The sequence below is a fragment of the Nonomuraea sp. NPDC049028 genome (genome assembly GCF_043197735.1).
Classification (GTDB): Bacteria; Actinomycetota; Actinomycetes; order Streptosporangiales; family Streptosporangiaceae; genus Nonomuraea.
In genome coordinates, this window is the sequence record NZ_JBICTR010000005.1 from 763887 (window position 1) to 779097 (window position 15211).

The 15211-nt window shown below is 69.8% G+C and carries 12 protein-coding genes; 5 read left to right on the top strand and 7 right to left on the bottom strand.

Features of this window, described 5'->3' with window-relative positions:
* Nucleotides 1–175 precede the first annotated feature (175 nt).
* Both ACGFJ2_RS23145 and ACGFJ2_RS23150 read left to right on the top strand, forming a co-directional pair.
* Nucleotides 176–2176 carry a PhoX family protein gene (locus ACGFJ2_RS23145; protein ID WP_393471341.1) on the top strand — a complete coding sequence of 667 codons (2001 nt, stop codon included), beginning with the start codon at nucleotides 176–178 and terminating at the stop codon, nucleotides 2174–2176.
* A 34-nt stretch (nucleotides 2177–2210) separates the two neighbouring features.
* On the top strand, nucleotides 2211–4088 hold the full coding sequence (locus ACGFJ2_RS23150) for an ABC transporter ATP-binding protein (RefSeq protein ID WP_357939650.1): 1878 nt from the start codon (nucleotides 2211–2213) through the stop codon (nucleotides 4086–4088).
* A 25-nt stretch (nucleotides 4089–4113) separates the two neighbouring features.
* Here ACGFJ2_RS23150 and ACGFJ2_RS23155 read toward each other — a convergent pair whose 3' ends face one another.
* Nucleotides 4114–5541, bottom strand: coding sequence for an MFS transporter (locus ACGFJ2_RS23155; protein WP_393471344.1), 1428 nt, complete (start codon nucleotides 5539–5541; stop codon nucleotides 4114–4116).
* A 69-nt stretch (nucleotides 5542–5610) separates the two neighbouring features.
* Here ACGFJ2_RS23155 and ACGFJ2_RS23160 point away from each other — a divergent pair, with 69 nt between their 5' ends.
* Together ACGFJ2_RS23160 and ACGFJ2_RS23165 are read left to right on the top strand one after the other, a co-directional pair.
* Complete coding sequence (locus ACGFJ2_RS23160) at nucleotides 5611–6267, top strand: TetR family transcriptional regulator (protein ID WP_358204334.1); 657 nt, start codon at nucleotides 5611–5613, stop codon at nucleotides 6265–6267.
* 10 nt (nucleotides 6268–6277) lie between these two features.
* On the top strand, nucleotides 6278–7027 hold the full coding sequence (locus tag ACGFJ2_RS23165; RefSeq protein ID WP_357939654.1) for a methylenetetrahydrofolate reductase: 750 nt from the start codon (nucleotides 6278–6280) through the stop codon (nucleotides 7025–7027).
* Here the strand turns inward: ACGFJ2_RS23165 and ACGFJ2_RS23170 are convergent.
* From ACGFJ2_RS23170 to ACGFJ2_RS23190, 5 genes are read right to left on the bottom strand one after another with little or no spacing between them, the layout of a single operon-like run.
* Nucleotides 7020–7340, bottom strand: a complete 321-nt coding sequence (locus ACGFJ2_RS23170) for a type II toxin-antitoxin system PemK/MazF family toxin (RefSeq protein ID WP_393471346.1) — start codon at nucleotides 7338–7340, stop codon at nucleotides 7020–7022. The two genes, ACGFJ2_RS23165 and ACGFJ2_RS23170, sit on opposite strands and share 8 nt — an antisense overlap.
* Nucleotides 7337–7561 (bottom strand): hypothetical protein, encoded by a 225-nt coding sequence (locus ACGFJ2_RS23175; protein ID WP_357652174.1) that lies wholly within the window; start codon nucleotides 7559–7561, stop codon nucleotides 7337–7339. The genes ACGFJ2_RS23170 and ACGFJ2_RS23175 overlap by 4 nt, the downstream gene beginning before the upstream one ends.
* Before the next feature lie 30 nt (nucleotides 7562–7591).
* The gene (locus ACGFJ2_RS23180) at nucleotides 7592–9019 is read right to left on the bottom strand and encodes an MFS transporter (protein ID WP_393471349.1); all 1428 of its coding nucleotides are present in this window, start codon (nucleotides 9017–9019) and stop codon (nucleotides 7592–7594) included.
* A gap of 52 nt (nucleotides 9020–9071) precedes the next feature.
* Nucleotides 9072–9734 (bottom strand): Crp/Fnr family transcriptional regulator, encoded by a 663-nt coding sequence (locus ACGFJ2_RS23185; RefSeq protein WP_357939658.1) that lies wholly within the window; start codon nucleotides 9732–9734, stop codon nucleotides 9072–9074.
* 32 nt (nucleotides 9735–9766) lie between these two features.
* Entirely contained in the window at nucleotides 9767–11785 is a 2019-nt protein-coding gene (locus ACGFJ2_RS23190; RefSeq protein ID WP_393471353.1) for an adenylate/guanylate cyclase domain-containing protein, read from the bottom strand.
* Nucleotides 11786–12025: 240 nt separating this feature from the next.
* Between ACGFJ2_RS23190 and ACGFJ2_RS23195 the strand changes: the two genes are divergently transcribed.
* A complete protein-coding gene (locus tag ACGFJ2_RS23195; protein ID WP_393471356.1) occupies nucleotides 12026–12877 on the top strand; it encodes a hypothetical protein in 852 nt (283 codons plus the stop codon).
* 85 nt (nucleotides 12878–12962) lie between these two features.
* Here ACGFJ2_RS23195 and purL read toward each other — a convergent pair whose 3' ends face one another.
* A complete protein-coding gene (gene purL, locus ACGFJ2_RS23200; RefSeq protein WP_358204329.1) occupies nucleotides 12963–15167 on the bottom strand; it encodes a phosphoribosylformylglycinamidine synthase subunit PurL in 2205 nt (734 codons plus the stop codon).
* Nucleotides 15168–15211: the final 44 nt, after the last annotated feature.

Consider the following 15211-nt stretch of genomic DNA (forward strand, 5'->3'; position numbering starts at 1 on the left):
CGAAGGCACTTGACCATTGTGTCGTGGAAAGCGTTCATCGTGTCGGAGGTCCTCGTTCACCTGCGGTTTCGATGGCGGTCGTAGCGTCCCCGCCGTAAGACAGCTCATTTTTGGAGGAACTGTGGCGAACCGGTTGCTACCGCTGCTTCCCGCGCATACATCTGGACGATCGGCGATGACCTGCCGGTTCCGCTGCGGCAACGCTTGTGCGCACGACGTGGCCAACACCAGTGACAACACCTACTTCGGCGACGTGGTCGCCGAAGCGATGTCCCGCCGGGGCATGCTCCGCGCCGGCGCCCTGGGCGCCCTGGCCGCCGGGGTCGTCGGGGTCGGCGTCGCCGGGGCCGTACCGGCTCTGGCCGACCCGACGGAGCCCCCGGAGGCCGAGCTCATGGGCCACTCCTCGGGCGGCATCCGCTTCACCCCCGTGCCCCCCAACAAGGAGGACGCGCTGACCGTCGCCGACGGCTACACCTCGGCCGTCGTCGCGCGCTGGGGCGACCCCGTGACGGCCGACGCGCCCGCGTTCGACTTCGACAAGCAGAGCCCCGAGGCGCAGGCCAAGCAGTTCGGGTACAACTGCGACTTCGTCACGCTCTTCCCGATGGGCGCCAACCGCGGGCTGCTATGGGTGAACCACGAGTACACCAACGAGAACCTGATGTTCCGCGGCTACACCACCGGTGCCGCCGCCACCGAGGACCAGATCAAGATCGCGCTGGCCGCCCATGGCGGCTCGGTCGTCGAGATCGAGCGCGTCCGCGGCACCGGCCAGTGGAAGCTGGTCACCTCCGGCCGCAGGCGGTACAACCGGCGCGTCACCGCCCAGACGCCGATGCGCTTCAGCGGCCCGGCCGCGGGCAGCGACCTGCTCAAGACCGCGGCCGACCCGAAGGGCCGTACCCCCGTCGGCATGCTGAACAACTGCTCCGGCGGATCCACGCCGTGGGGCACCGTGCTGACGGCCGAGGAGAACATCGACCAGTACTTCGTCAACGGCGACAAGGTCCCGGCGGCGCAGTTGCCGTACATCTCCCGCTACACGATCACCACCGGCACCCCGTCGAGCAGCCGTCGCTTCGACCGCGTCGAGGAGCGCTTCGACCTGGCCAAGCACCCGAACGAGGCCAACAGGTTCGGCTGGGTCGTGGAGATCGACCCGTTCGACCCCGACTCGACGCCTGTCAAGCGGACCGCGCTGGGCCGCCTGAAGCACGAGGCCGCCAACACCACGCTGGCCCGCGACGGGCGCGTGGTCGTGTACATGGGCGACGACTCCCGCTTCGAGTACATCTACAAGTTCGTGTCGAAGAACCGTTTCATCCCCGGTAACGACCGGCACAACAGGGACCTGCTCGACGAGGGCACGCTCTATGTCGCCAAGTTCACCGGCGACAGCCCCGCCGCCGAGATCGACGGGTCGGGCAAGCTGCCCTCCGACGGCGCCTTCGACGGCTCCGGCCAGTGGATCCCGCTGGTCTCGGGCAGCAAGTCGTACGTGGACGGCATGACCGCCACCGAGGTGCTGGTCTACACCCGCGTCGCCGCCGACAAGGTGGGGGCGACCAAGATGGACCGCCCCGAGGACATGGAGCGCAACCCCGTCACCGGTGGCGTGTACGTGGCGCTGACCAACAACACCAACCGCACCGCGGCGCAGGTCGACGAGGCCAACCCGCGCCCGTCCAACAAGCACGGCCACGTGCTGGAGATCGTGGAGCGGCGCGACGACGCGGGGGAGAAGACGTTCGCCTGGTCGATCCCGCTGGTCTGCGGCGACCCGAACGACGCCGCGACCTACTTCGCCGGTTACGACAAGACGAAGGTCTCGCCGATCTCCTGCCCGGACAACGTGGCCTTCGACCGGGACGGCAACCTCTGGATCGCCACCGACGGCAACCAGCTCGGCAGCAACGACGGTATGTTCGTGATGCCCGTGCGGGGTAAGGAGCGCGGTCACCTGCGGCAGTTCCTCACGGTCCCGCTCGGCGCGGAGACCTGCGGCCCGATGGTCACCGAGGACCAGCGCAGCGTGTTCGTCGCGGTGCAGCATCCGGGTGAGCTGGACGGCGCCACCCCCGACAAGCCGGCCAGCCACTGGCCCGACGGTGACCAGCCGCGTCCGTCGGTCGCGGTCGTCTGGCACGAGAAGGGCCAGAAGATCGGCGCTTGACCTAAAGTTAAGTTGAGGTCCTAGGCTGCCATGCATGAGCATGGAAATGACCGCCTGGCATCAGCTGTATTCGATGAACAACCAGACGGAGCGTCGCCCACTGTCCAGGGCGACGCTCCGTCGCGTCGGGGCCTTCGCCCGGCCGCACCGGCGGCGGGTGGCGTACTTCCTGGTGCTGAGCGTGGTGATGGCGGCCCTGGCGGTGGTCTCGCCCGTCCTCGCGGGCCGGGTCGTCGACGCGATCGTCAAGGGTGAGACGTTCGGCATCGTGGCCGGTTTGGCGGGGTTGATCGCGGTTCTCGCCCTGGCGGAGGCCGGGCTCGGCCTGGTGACCAGATGGCTGTCGGCGGGACTCGGCGAAGGACTCATCCTCGACCTGCGTACGGCGGTCTTCGACCACGTCCAGCGGATGCCGATCGCCTTCTTCACCAGGACCCGTACGGGCGCCCTGGTCAGCCGGTTGAACAACGACGTGATCGGCGCGCAGCGCGCCTTCACCGACACCCTGTCCAGCGTGGCGGGCAACATCGTGACGCTCGTGCTGACCCTCATCGTGATGATCGGGATCTCCTGGCAGATCACGCTGCTCGCGCTGTTGCTGCTGCCGGTGTTCGTCCTGCCCGCGCGCCGGATGGGCACCAGGATCGCCCGGCTGCGGCGTGAGGCGGCCGACCACAACGCGGCCATGGGCACGCAGATGACCGAGCGCTTCTCCGCGCCCGGCGCGACGCTGGTGAAGCTGTTCGGCCGGCCCGCCCGCGAGTCGGCGGAGTTCGCCGCCCGGGCGAGGCGGGTGCGTGACATCGGCGTGCGCACGGCCATGACCCAGTCGGTCTTCGTCACCGCGCTCACCTTGGTGTCCGCGCTGGCCCTGGCCCTCGTGTACGGCCTCGGCGGCTTCTACGCCCTGCGCGACCAGCTCGACCCCGGCTCGGTCGTGGCCCTGGCCCTGCTGCTCACCCGCCTGTACACGCCGCTGACCGCCCTGGCCAGCGCCAGGGTGGACGTGATGAGCGCGCTGGTCAGCTTCGAGCGGGTCTTCGAGGTGCTCGATCTCGAACCGCTGATCAAGGAACGGCCGGGCGCGGTCAGCGTCCCCGACGGGCCGGTCTCCGTGGAGTTCGACGACGTGCATTTCGCCTACCCCGCGGCCGACAAGGTCTCGCTCGCCTCGCTGGAGGAGGTCGCCGTCCTCGACACGCGCGGCGGGGTCGAGGTGCTGCACGGCGTCTCCTTCACGGCCGAGCCGGGCCAGATGGTCGCCCTCGTCGGCTCCTCGGGCGCGGGCAAGTCGACGATCGCCCAGCTCCTGCCGAGGCTGTACGACGCCGACTCGGGGACTGTGAGGATCGGCGGCGTGGACGTACGCGACCTGACCGCCGACTCGATCCGCGACACGCTCGGCATGGTGACCCAGGACGGGCACCTGTTCCACGAGACGATCAGGGCCAACCTGCTGCTCGCCCGGCCCGAGGCCGATGAGGCGGAGCTCTGGGAGGTGCTCGGCCGGGCCCGGCTGGCCACGCTCATCGAGTCCCTGCCCGACGGTCTCGACACCGTGGTCGGGGAGCGCGGTTACCGGCTGTCGGGCGGCGAGCGCCAGCGGCTGACGATCGCCCGGCTGCTGCTGGCCCGGCCCAGGGTGGTGATCCTGGACGAGGCCACCGCGGCGCTCGACTCCACCTCGGAGGCGGCCGTGCAGGAGGCGCTGGGTGAGGCGCTGCAGGGCAGGACCGCCGTGGTGATCGCGCACCGCCTGTCCACGATCCGCGCCGCCGACGTCATCCTGGTGATCGAGGACGGGCGGGTGGTCGAGCGGGGTACGCACGCCGAGCTGCTCGCCGCCGGGGGGCGTTACGAGGAGCTGTACCGCACCCAGTTCGACGAGCCCGCCACCGCCGGGGTCGCGTGAGCGGGTGCGGGTGCGGCTCGGTCGCTTAGGCGGCGGTCGTCTGCTCCCGCCGCTCGGCTCGCGGCTGGTTCGCCTGGCTGTCACTCGTACGGCGGGCGCGCAGGGCGTACAGGCTGACCGGGATCGCCGTCAGCACGAGCACGGCCGCCAGCACCAGCGTGAACTGGTAGGCGTCGAGGAAGGCGGCCAGCGGCGGCCGGTCACTGGCGCTCTGCCTGGAGCTCAGGACCGCGCCCAGGACGGTGATGCCGAGCAGCCCGAACACCTCGCGCGACACGTTCAGCACCCCAGAGGCGACGCCCGACCTGCCCTGGGGCATGCCGGACAGGATCGCGGCGGTCAGGGGCACCAGCAGGCCGCCGCCCAGGCCGTACAGCAGGAACCAGGGGACCACGTCGCCGTACCCGCCGTCGGCGCCGATCCCGGAGATCATGAACAGGGCGCCGCCCATCAGCGCCATGCCGAGCGCGACGGTCGGGCCGATGCCCAGCCGCGCGCTGACCCGCTGCGACAGGATCGCCGTGACCGCCATGACCAGGGCCATCGGCACGAACGCGGCGCCGGCCTCGGAGGGGGAGAAGGCCAGCACGTTCTGCAGCCAGAGGGCGCTGAAGAAGTAGATGCCGAACACGCCGAACGACCAGATGCCCATGGTGATCAGGCCGCCGCTGAACATCCGCGCCCTGAACAGTGACAGGTCGATCATCGGCTCGGCGGACCGCGCCTCGATGAGCAGGAACGCCAGCGCCGCCGCGAGCGCCACACCGAAGGCGGCCAGGATCTCCGACGAGGTCCATCCGGCGCCGTCACCCTCGATCAGCCCGTAGGTGAGGGCGAACAGCGCGAGCGCCGAGGTGGCCAGGCCCGGCAGGTCGAGGGCGCGCCGTACCCGGGTGAAGGCGGGACGGACGGCCCAGAGCGCGAGGCCGAGCGTGACCAGCCCGATCGGCACGTTGATCAGGTAGATCCAGCCCCAGTGCAGCCGCTCACTGATGAAGCCGCCGGTCACCGGGCCGAGCGCCATCGACAGCGCGCCGGAGGCGCTCCAGATGCCCACGGCCCGCCCGCGCTCGCCCGGGTCGGGGAAGATCTGCGTCAGCAGCGAGAGCGCCGTCGGCGTGAGCATGGCCGCGCCGAGACCCTGCACGGCGCGGGCGGCGATCAGCATGGTGCCGTCGGTGGCCAGCCCGGCGGCGAGGGACGACAGCGTGAAGATCACCAACCCCGTCGTGAACACCCGCCGGGCGCCGAACACGTCGGCCAGCCTGCCGCCTACCAGCATGAGCCCGGCGAACACCAGGATGTAGCCGCTCACGATCCACTCCAGACCGGAGATCGTCAGCCCGAGCTCCCGCTGGATCGTCGGCAGCGCGACATTCGCCAGGTTGTTGTCGAGGTAGGTCATGAAGGTCCCGAGCGTCACCGCGGTGAGCGCCCACCAGCGCCGGTCCATGTTCGTCTCCTATACGTCGTACTTGTACGTCGTATAGTGAACTTGTACGTCGTATAGTTGTCAACCGTGATGGGAAAACTGACCGCGGCGGCCATCGTCGAGCGGGCCCTGGAGATCGGTGACGCCGAAGGGCTCGACACCGTGACGATCAGGCGACTGGCGGCCGACCTGGGCGTGACGCCGATGGCCCTCTACTGGCACTTCAAGAACAAGGACCAGCTGCTCATCGGCATGGCGGACCACCTGATCCTGGGCTTCGGGATCAAGACCGAAGACGACGACCGCCCGTGGCCCGACCGGCTACGGGAGCTGGTCGAGGGCCTGATCAGGGTCCTGCGCGCCCACCCGTGCGCGAAGAGCGTGCTGGAGCAGGTGGACCAGGGCGCGGTGCCCAGCTTCCTGGCGGTCTGGGACCTGGCGCTCGGGCTGGCGCGGGCGGCGGGGTTCACCGTGGAAGAGTGCTGCCTGATCTCCAAATACCTGCTGCAGAGCGCCATCTCCATCGCCGACGCCCCGGTCCACTTCCGCTCCCGCCATACTTCGGAGGAGATCGCCGAGATCGTCCGGGTGAAGCGCCTGGGCCTGGAGTCTCTGCCGGCGGACCAATACCCGAACCTGGTGGAGATGGCGGGCCCGATGGTCGAGGGGATGACGGCCGGCTTCTACGACTCGTTCGGCGTGGACCTGGTCATCAGCGGCGTGGAGGCTTTGGCGGCCAGACGTTAGGGTGCTCGGCATGACTTTTGAGCTGGTCTGCGAGATCGAGCCGCCCACCACGCCGGACCTGAAGCACGTCCGGCACCAGATCGGCACGATGAGCAAGATCGCCCACTCGTTCCTCATCCCTGACAACCACATCGGCCGGGCGACCGTGTCCAGCGTGGCCGTCGCGCACGAGGTCGAGGCGATGGGCGGGCGGAGCATCGCCTGCCTCAACTCCCGCGACCGCAACCTGCTCGGCTTCCAGCGCGACCTGCTGACGGCCGCGGCCTACGGGGTCGACCAGTTCCTGTTCGTCTACGGTGACAAGCCGGCGAGCGGCAACCGGACCAGCGACCTGACCGTCCGCTCGATGATCGAAGAGGCCAGGAACTTCGACGGCGGGTTCCGCGTCGGCGCGGCGGCCGGGCTGCGTCCCCTGCCCGCCTGGAAGCGCGCGGCCGACTTCCTGTTCCTCCAGGTCGGTTTCTCCCTGGAGGCACTGCTGCGCTGGCGCGAGGCCAACCAGGTCGACATGCCGGTCTACGCGGGGGTGATGGTGCTGGCCAGCGAGCGCCACGCCCGCACGCTGGCCGCGGCGATCCCCGACATCGCCATCCCCGACCGGCTGATCCACGCGGTGGCGGCCGACCGCATGGCGGGCGTGGACGCGGCCTGCGAGCAGGTCCTGGCCATCCGCGACTCGGGCGCCTTCGACGGCGTCCACCTGATCCCGGTCAGCCGCTACCGCGACGTGGAATCTAGGCTGGCCGCGGCTTTCAGATGAGGCCGAGTTTCAGCATCAGGGCGCGGTCCACCTCGGCGGCCTCGTGCGCGTCCAGTGTGCCCATGAAGTCGCCCAACCTGGACGGCGGCACGGAGTAGATCTGGTCCGCCAGGACGCGCGACTTCGTGCCGTTGAACTCGATCTCGGGCCGGTAGATCGCCGGCCCCGCGCTCGACGAGGTGAGGGCGATCGTGATGACGCTTGTCGCGAAGCGGCCCGACTGAATGATCACCCCGTATCGGCGACCCTGCTGCTCGTGCTCCCGAGCGCCTGGAATGGCCTTGATCTCGTAGAGCGCGCCACGAAATATCACTCGGCGACGCCCATGAAACGCTGGATCGCCAGCATCTCGGCCTGATCATCGGGATCGTCACGTAGCCGTTCGGCGTCAGCTGCCGCCTGCTCCAGCAGCATTTCCTTGTAGGTGTGAAGGATGGCGTAACGGACAGCTTCCGATCGGCTCCGCCTGTCACCAGCCAGCGCGCGCAGTGCGGTTTCCATCGCCTCATCGGTGCGGACGTTGAGGGTTCCCATGTGCTCATGTGTAACACGTTTTGTAATACGTCACGGTTGCTTTGGCCGGGCCAGTGCGGCGAATAAGGCGCCCGTCAGGGCGACGGCGAACAGCATCGCGTACGTCCGCTCGAACCCGTGCATCACCTGCCCCACCGCCACCGGCGACAGCTTGGCCAGCGTCCCCGCGTACACCTGGGCCCGTTCGGCGGGCCCCACCGAGCCGGCCAGGACGCTCAGTGACACGCCCACGCTGATCACGATCCCCATGTTCATGATCATCACCCGGAACCCGTTGACCACCCCCAGGCTGCCGCGCGGCAGCGCCCGCATGACCTGCGTGGTGTTGCCGGTCAGGAACGTGCCGCTCCCGCACCCGGCCACGAAGAGGCCGACCCCGATGATCCAGTACGGCGTGGCGGGGTCCGCGGTCAGCATCAGCGTGCCGAGCCCCACGGCGCTCATCAGCGCGCCGCCGATCGACACGGCATACGGGGAGATCTTCAGCGAGCCCGCCAGCGGTGAGGCCAGCGCCATGCCGACCGGCACCGGTAGCACGCTCAGCCCGGCCGTGAAGGCGTCCACGCCCCTGGCCGCCTGGAAGTACAGCGCCACGACCAGGATCAGCGCCGAGCGGGCCAGCGCGTTGCAGAACGAGGCCAGGTTGGCGAAGGCCAGCAGCCGCTCCCCGAACAGCCGCAGGTCGAGCACCGGATGCGCGGCCCGCCGCTCCACCAGCGCGATCACCGGCACCAACACCGCGAACACCGCCACCCCGGTCAGCACGGCGGGGCTCGACAGCCCGGCGGAGCCCGCCTCGGACAGGGCGATGAGGATGGCCGAGAGCGCGGCGAACACCAGGGCGTTGCCCAGCGCGTCCACCGGTTCGCGGGGGCCCCGGGGCATCTTGCGCAGGATCACCGCGCCCCAGCCGAAGGCGATCAGGCCGGCCGGTACGTTCACCCAGAAGATCCACTGCCAGCCGGCCGTGTCCGCGATGAGCCCGCCCAGCGTCGGCCCGGCGAGCTGCGCCACGGAGAGGGTGCCGATGTAGACGCCCATGCCCTGGCTGAGCCGGTCGGGCGGGAACGCGTCGGTGATGATGACCGTGCCGTTGGCCAGGATCATCGCCGAGCCGACCGCCTGCAGCACGCGCATCGCGACCAGGAACCACACGCCCGGCGACAGCCCGGCCAGCAGCGAGGCGACGGTGAACAGCGCGAACCCGGCCAGGTAGATCTCCCGCCGCCCCAGCAGGTCGGCCACCCGGCCGAAGAACACCAGGCTCGCGGTGTTGACCAGCAGGAACGCCAGCAGGATCCAGCCGGACTCGAACGGGCTCGCGTGGAAGTGCCGGACCACGGCGGGTAGCGCGACGTTCAGGGTGCTGCCCGCGATGCCGATGAGGACGAGACCGAGGCTGGTGACCGAGCACACGCGCCAGGCGTAACGGAGGCGGTCGTCGTACGCGAGGGGCATGCGGTCCACTATGACGTACGACGTACGTCCGATTTGTCGTGGGGGAGGGGGGTTATCTGGCCCGCTTGCGCAACCCGTCAAGATCGTGGATCACCACGCGCCGCCGCCCGGTCTCGATCAGCCCGCGGTCCCGTAGCAGCCGCAGCGCCTTGCTGACGGCCTCGCGCGAGGCCCCGGTCCACCCGGCCAGCTCGTCCTGGGAGAGCGGCAGCGCGACGCGTACGCCGCTGTTGGTCTTCTCGCCGTAGCGCTCGGCCAGCTCGATCAGCCTGGTCGCCACCCGGCCCGTCGTGTCGAACGCCCCGTACTCGATCCGCTTCCGGTCCGCGTCGCGCAGCCGTCCCGTCACCAGCTGCATGAGCAGTACGGCGATGCGCCCATGGGCCTGCAGGAACGCGGGAAAGTCGCGGACCACGATGCCCGCGATCGGCTCCAGCGCGGTGACCGTGGCCGACCGCGGTGAGCCGTCGATGGCCGACATCTCCCCGAGCAGCCCGCCCGGCCCGCGTACGGCCAGCACCACCTCGGTGCCGCTGCTCGTGTGCGACGAGACCTTCACCCGGCCCTCGGTCAGGACGAGCACCCAGTCGGAGGTGTCGCCCTCGCTCATCACGGTCGTCCCACGCTCCCACCTGCGCGGGCGTCCCGCGGCGCGCATTTCCTCGACCTCGTCGGCTGTGAGCATGGAGAGGAACTCGCCGGGATCTGGGTTCATGCGCCGATTATGTCGGTACGGTCAGCGCCCTTCTAGGTCATTGCGGTCAGAACGTAGGCACCCACGAGTTCTTCCTTGCCCTTGAGGCTCAGCTTTCCGAGGGGGTTCACCGTGACGCCGGCTCCCAGTTGCCTGCGCGTCGTCTCGCCGATCACCACCGTGCCCGGCTCGGCGAGGGACTGCAGCCTGGCGGCCACGTTCACGCAGTCGCCCATCGCGTTGAAGCCGCGCAGCTCCGGGCTGCCGATGTTGCCGACCAGGGCGGGACCGGTGTTGACGCCGACCCGGAACGTCGGCCAGGCTTCCGCGTCCTCCCGCTTCCAGGCGATCTCCTCGGCCACCTCGGAGGCGGCCTCCTGCATGGCCAGCGCGGCCCGGCAGGCCGCCCTGGCGTGGCCGTTCTGCGTGGCCGGGGCGTTGAACAGGGCCAGCAGCGCGTCGCCGACGAACTGCACGATCGTGCCGCCGTTGGTCAGGATGCAGGGCACCGCGGCCGTGTGATAGCGGTTGAGCATCTCGACGATCTCGCCGGGCGTGACCCGCTCCGAGAACGTGGTGAAGCCCTTGAGGTCGGCGAAGAGCGCGGTCAGCTCCTTCATCTGGCCGCCGAGCGCCGCCTGGCCGGGGTCGGCGAGCAGGGCGTTGGCCACGTCAGGCGACATGTACTGCCGGAAGAGCGTGTCGAGCTCCTGGTAGAGGCGGGCGTTCTCCAGCGAGATCGAGATCTGCCCGGCCAGGGTGGCGGCCAGCGCCTCGTCCTGCGCCGTGCGGCCGACCGGCACCTCGAGCACGCCCGCCAGGTTGCCCTTGACCGTCAGCGGGAAGGCGAACAGGTTGTCGCGTCTGATGGGGCCGTCTCCGGCGAACTCGTACGCGCGGGAGCCGATCTGCGTCTTGCCGTCGGCGACGAGGCCGATCCGCACGTCGCCGTACGCCTGACGGACGCGTTCGAGCGTGGTGGCCAGGAGGTCGCTCTCGGACTGGCGTACGCGGGTCTGGGCGCTCACCGCCACCAGGGCGCTCAGTCGCTCAGAGAGGTCACGCTCGCGGGCCAGTGCCTCGCCGGCCCGGTCGAGGACCGCGGCCTGCCCCTCGTTGAGCCGGAACTTGTCCGATAACCGGGTGGCCGCCAGCGATTCTCCGCGCCGTACGTGCTCGACCAGCTCTTCCAGGGCCTCGTCGTAGTGCAGCTGGATGCGGGCCACGGTCGCCGACAGCGCCACCGAGTCGAACAGGCCGCCGCTGGACCCCTCGCGCCTGAACTGGATGTAGGCGCTGTAGGCGACGAAGACGAAGGCCAGCGTCAGCAGGATGTGCCACTCCCACCAGGACAGGTGCCAGTTGAGCTGCGACATCCCGGCGATCATGGCCTCGGCGAGCAGCGCGTAGGCGGTGATCAGGCTGACCAGCATGGCCGACGGCCGCTGCCGGTGCGGCTGGAACATCATCACGCTGGCCGCGCCGTACAGGCCGAGGCCCGGCAGCGACAGCCACACGAGCCAGTTGACCGGCTCCTTGAGCGGTGGCTGGCTGAGCGGCGTCAGCCCCGGGATCAGCGAGGCGAGCCCCCAGAGGATCATGAATCCGAGGAGCACGCCCCGGATGAGGTGCTGGGATCTCATGACGGTCAGTGCCGCCCGCTCGCCCAGCGGGAACGCCGAGGCGAACGCGAACCCCGAGGCGATCGTCAGCCCGACCTGCTGCCCGAGGTCGAACCCTATGGATCCGGTGGGCAGGATGATCTGCGGAGTGGCCAGGCCGTGCAGGAAGAAGAAGCCGGCGCTGGCCAGGAACACCATCGAGACCAGGAAGAGCCGGGCGTCCTGCCGCTTCCGCGACGCCTCGCTGATCAGCGCGCCGAGCGCCACGTTGAGGCCGGCCACCGAGATGATCATCCAGAAGTGGCTGGAGTGGTGCTCCCACATGATGTTGAGGTGGCTCTGGGCCAGCAGCAGCCACAGGCCGAGCAGCGGCAGGACCAGATGGATGGCCCAGACGACCCCTCGCACCGGCTGCGTGGCAGGAGGGAGGTAGGGACTGGCGGTCGACAAGGTCATCCTCCGTGGAATGCGTGCGCCCCCGAACGGTCCCGATTATCCATCGTAGACAGGCCCGGCCGATGCGTCCTTTTACCCACAGCCGACTTTCATGACTGGTCAAGTAGCGTCACCGCTTTCTGTCCGATTTGTCCTGTAATGAACCTGTTATGCGATTCCTGTCATCCGTTGGAACGGTTGAAACGTGAACCTCATGCTCAACCTGAGCAACACAGGTTCCTCGGAAGGAAAGCCGTGGCTATCAAGATTCGCGGTGTGCGCACGCTCACCCTCGCCACTGTTGGAGCGCTCGCCGCCTCGCTCCTCGCCGTTGGCGGAGTCGCCACCGCGTCGTCGGCTTCAGAGGTGTACGCGTGCGTGCACAAGAAGACCCGGTACGCCCGCATCGTCAACGCCACCACCCCCTGCCGGAAGACGGAGGTCCGGATGGTGATCGGCGGCGGCGGTCAGTCGACGACCACGATCACGGAGGGCACCAAGGGCGACACCGGCCCGCAGGGCCCGAAGGGTGACACGGGCCTCCAGGGCCGTCAGGGCTTCCCCGGCAAGAACGGCAAGGACGGCAAGGACGGTCTGCCCGGCAAGGACGGCAAGGACGGTCTGCCCGGCAAGAACGGGACCGACGGCAAGGACGGGCTCCCGGGCAAGAACGGCACCGACGGGGTCGATGGCAAGGACGGCAAGGACGGCCTTCCGGGCAAGGCCGGCGCCGACGGCAAGAACGGTCTCCCGGGCAAGGACGGCGCCGACGGCAAGGACGGCGCTGACGGTAAGAACGGCCTGCCGGGCAAGGACGGTAAGGATGGCAAGGACGGTGTAGACGGCAAGGGCATCACCTACACGACCTACACCCGCTCGAACGCCTTCAGCTCGGGCAGCGGCTCCGTCTCCTGCAACAGCGGCGACGTGGCGACCGGCGGCGGCTTCACCATCAGCGGCAACGGCAACGTCACCAGCAGCGCCCCCAGCGGCGGGTCTGGCTGGTCGGTCACCGCGGCCAAGAACGACACCAACAACAACCTGACCGGCGGCAACCACGGCGGCGTGAGCGGCACCGTCTACGTGGTCTGTCTCAAGAAGTCCTGACCCTCAAGAGGTCCTGACTCACCAGACTCTCTGACAAGCGAAGGCCGGTACGACAGCACCCCGTACCGGCCTTCGCGCTGAAACCTCAGCCGAACAGCGCCGGCAGCGTGCCGGAGTGCGTCTCGCGCAGCTCCGCGACCGGCACCTCCAGCACCCCCTCCACCACCAGCGACGTGCCGCCGGTGGTGCCGAGGCCGTAGCAGGGCACCTCGTGGTCGGCGCAGAGCGCGGCGAACCGGTCGAACGCCTCCGGCCGGACCATCACCAGCGCACGGGCCGACGACTCGCTGAACAGGTCGGTGAACGCCTCGCCGCTCAGCGCCACCGTCGCCCCGATGCCCCGCGCCAGGCAGGACTCGGCCAGCGCGATGGCCAGGCCGCCGTCGGACAGGTCGTGGGAGCCCTCAAGGAGTCCTTGAGCGGCGGCTTCCACCAGCACGGTGGCCATGGCCTGCTCGGCCGCCAGGTCGGCCGCCGGCGGCAGGCCGCCGAGGTGGCCGTGGGCGACGTGCGCCCACTCCGACCCGCCGAACTCCTCCTTCGTCTCACCGAGCAGCGCGATGCGCAGGCCCTCGGCGACGAACCCGGTGGCGACCCGCTTGGCCACGTCGTCGATCACGCCGAGCACGCCCACGACCGGTGTCGGGTGGATCGGGGTCGAGCCGGTCTGGTTGTAGAAGGAGACGTTGCCGCCGGTCACCGGCACGCCGAGGGTCCGGCAGGCGTCGGCGAGCCCGCGTACGGCCTCGGCGAACTGCCACATGACCTCGGGGTCCTCCGGCGAGCCGAAGTTGAGGCAGTTGGTGACGGCCAGCGGCCGGGCACCGGTGACGGCGACGTTGCGGTAGGCCTCGGCCAGCGCGAGCTGGGCGCCCGCGTAGGGGTCGAGCCGCGCGTAGCGGCCGTTGCCGTCGGTGGCCAGGGCGATGCCCCGGGTCGTCGGCTCGGCGCCGGCCATGACCTCGGAGATGCGCAGCATCCCGGCGTCGGCGGGCTGGGCGAGCACGGTGTTGGAGCGGACGTAGCGGTCGTACTGAGAGGTCACCCACTCCTTCGACGCCAGGTTCGGCGAGCCGAGCAGCTCCAGCAGGGTGGCGCGCAGGTCGGCGGGCCGGTCGAGGCGGTCGGGGGTGTCGGCGTTGAGCGCGACCTGCCCGGCGGGCTCGTGGAAGGGCCGCTCGTAGACCGGGCCGTCGTCGGCCGCGGTGCCGGGCGGGATGTCGACGATCGTCTCGCCGTCCCAGGTCATCACCAGCCGGCCGGTGTCGGTGACCTCGCCGATCACGGTGGCCGGGACATCCCACTTCTCGCAGATCGCCATGAACGCCGCGATGTCCGACGGCCGGACGACGGCCATCATCCGCTCCTGCGACTCGCTCATCAGGATCTCCTCGGGCCTGAGCGAGGGGTCGCGGAGCGGGACCAGGTTGAGGTCGACGTGCATGCCGCCGGTGCCCTTGGCGGCCAGTTCGGTGGTCGCGCAGGAGACGCCGGCCGCGCCGAGGTCCTGGATGCCCACGACCACGTCGGCCGCGTAGAGCTCCAGGCAGCACTCGATGAGCAGCTTCTCCATGAACGGGTCGCCGACCTGTACGGCGGGCCGCTTGGCGTGCGACTCGTCCTCGAAGGTCGCCGAGGCGAGCACCGACGCGCCGCCGATGCCGTCGGGCCCGGTCGAGGCGCCGAACAGCACCACCTTGTTGCCCGGCCCCGGCGCGGTGGCCAGCTTGATCTGGTCCTTGCGCAGCAGGCCCACGCAGAGCGCGTTGACCAGCGGGTTGCCGATGTAGCAGGGGTCGAAGACGACCTCGCCGCCGATGTTGGGCAGGCCCAGGCAGTTGCCGTAGCTGCTGATGCCCTCGACCACGCCGGGCAGCACGCGCCGGGTGTCGTTCTGGTCGGCGCCGCCGAAGCGCAGCGCGTCCATGACCGCGATCGGGCGGGCGCCCATCGACATGATGTCGCGGACGATCCCGCCCACGCCGGTGGCGGCGCCCTGGTGCGGCTCGACGTAGGAGGGGTGGTTGTGCGACTCGATCTTGAAGGTGGCGGCCCAGCCGTCGCCGATGTCGACGACGCCGGCGTTCTCGCCCATGCCGACGAGCAGTGCGTCGGACTTGGGGGCCTTCGTGGCGAACTGCCGCAGATGCACCTTGGACGACTTGTACGAGCAGTGCTCGGACCACATGACGCTGTAGATGGCCAGCTCGGAGCCCGTGGGACGACGGCCGAGGATCTCCTTGACCCGGTCGTACTCCTCCTGCTTCATCCCCAGCTCGGCGAACGGCATCGGCTCGGCAGGCGTTTCGACGGCCCGCTTGACGCTGTCGGTGC

Excerpts from the sequence above, each read along its gene's own strand:
- ACGFJ2_RS23185 (WP_357939658.1), bottom strand. The coding sequence starts at position 9,734 with ATGAACCCAGATCCCGGCGAGTTCCTCTCCATGCTCACAGCCGACGAG.
- ACGFJ2_RS23155 (WP_393471344.1), bottom strand. The coding sequence starts at position 5,541 with ATGGACCGGCGCTGGTGGGCGCTCACCGCGGTGACGCTCGGGACCTTC.
- ACGFJ2_RS23145 (WP_393471341.1), top strand. The coding sequence starts at position 176 with ATGACCTGCCGGTTCCGCTGCGGCAACGCTTGTGCGCACGACGTGGCC.
- ACGFJ2_RS23160 (WP_358204334.1), top strand. The coding sequence starts at position 5,611 with ATGGGAAAACTGACCGCGGCGGCCATCGTCGAGCGGGCCCTGGAGATC.
- ACGFJ2_RS23150 (WP_357939650.1), top strand. The coding sequence starts at position 2,211 with ATGAGCATGGAAATGACCGCCTGGCATCAGCTGTATTCGATGAACAAC.
- purL (WP_358204329.1), bottom strand. The coding sequence starts at position 15,167 with ATGCCGTTCGCCGAGCTGGGGATGAAGCAGGAGGAGTACGACCGGGTC.
- ACGFJ2_RS23180 (WP_393471349.1), bottom strand. The coding sequence starts at position 9,019 with ATGCCCCTCGCGTACGACGACCGCCTCCGTTACGCCTGGCGCGTGTGC.
- ACGFJ2_RS23165 (WP_357939654.1), top strand. The coding sequence starts at position 6,278 with ATGACTTTTGAGCTGGTCTGCGAGATCGAGCCGCCCACCACGCCGGAC.
- ACGFJ2_RS23175 (WP_357652174.1), bottom strand. The coding sequence starts at position 7,561 with ATGGGAACCCTCAACGTCCGCACCGATGAGGCGATGGAAACCGCACTG.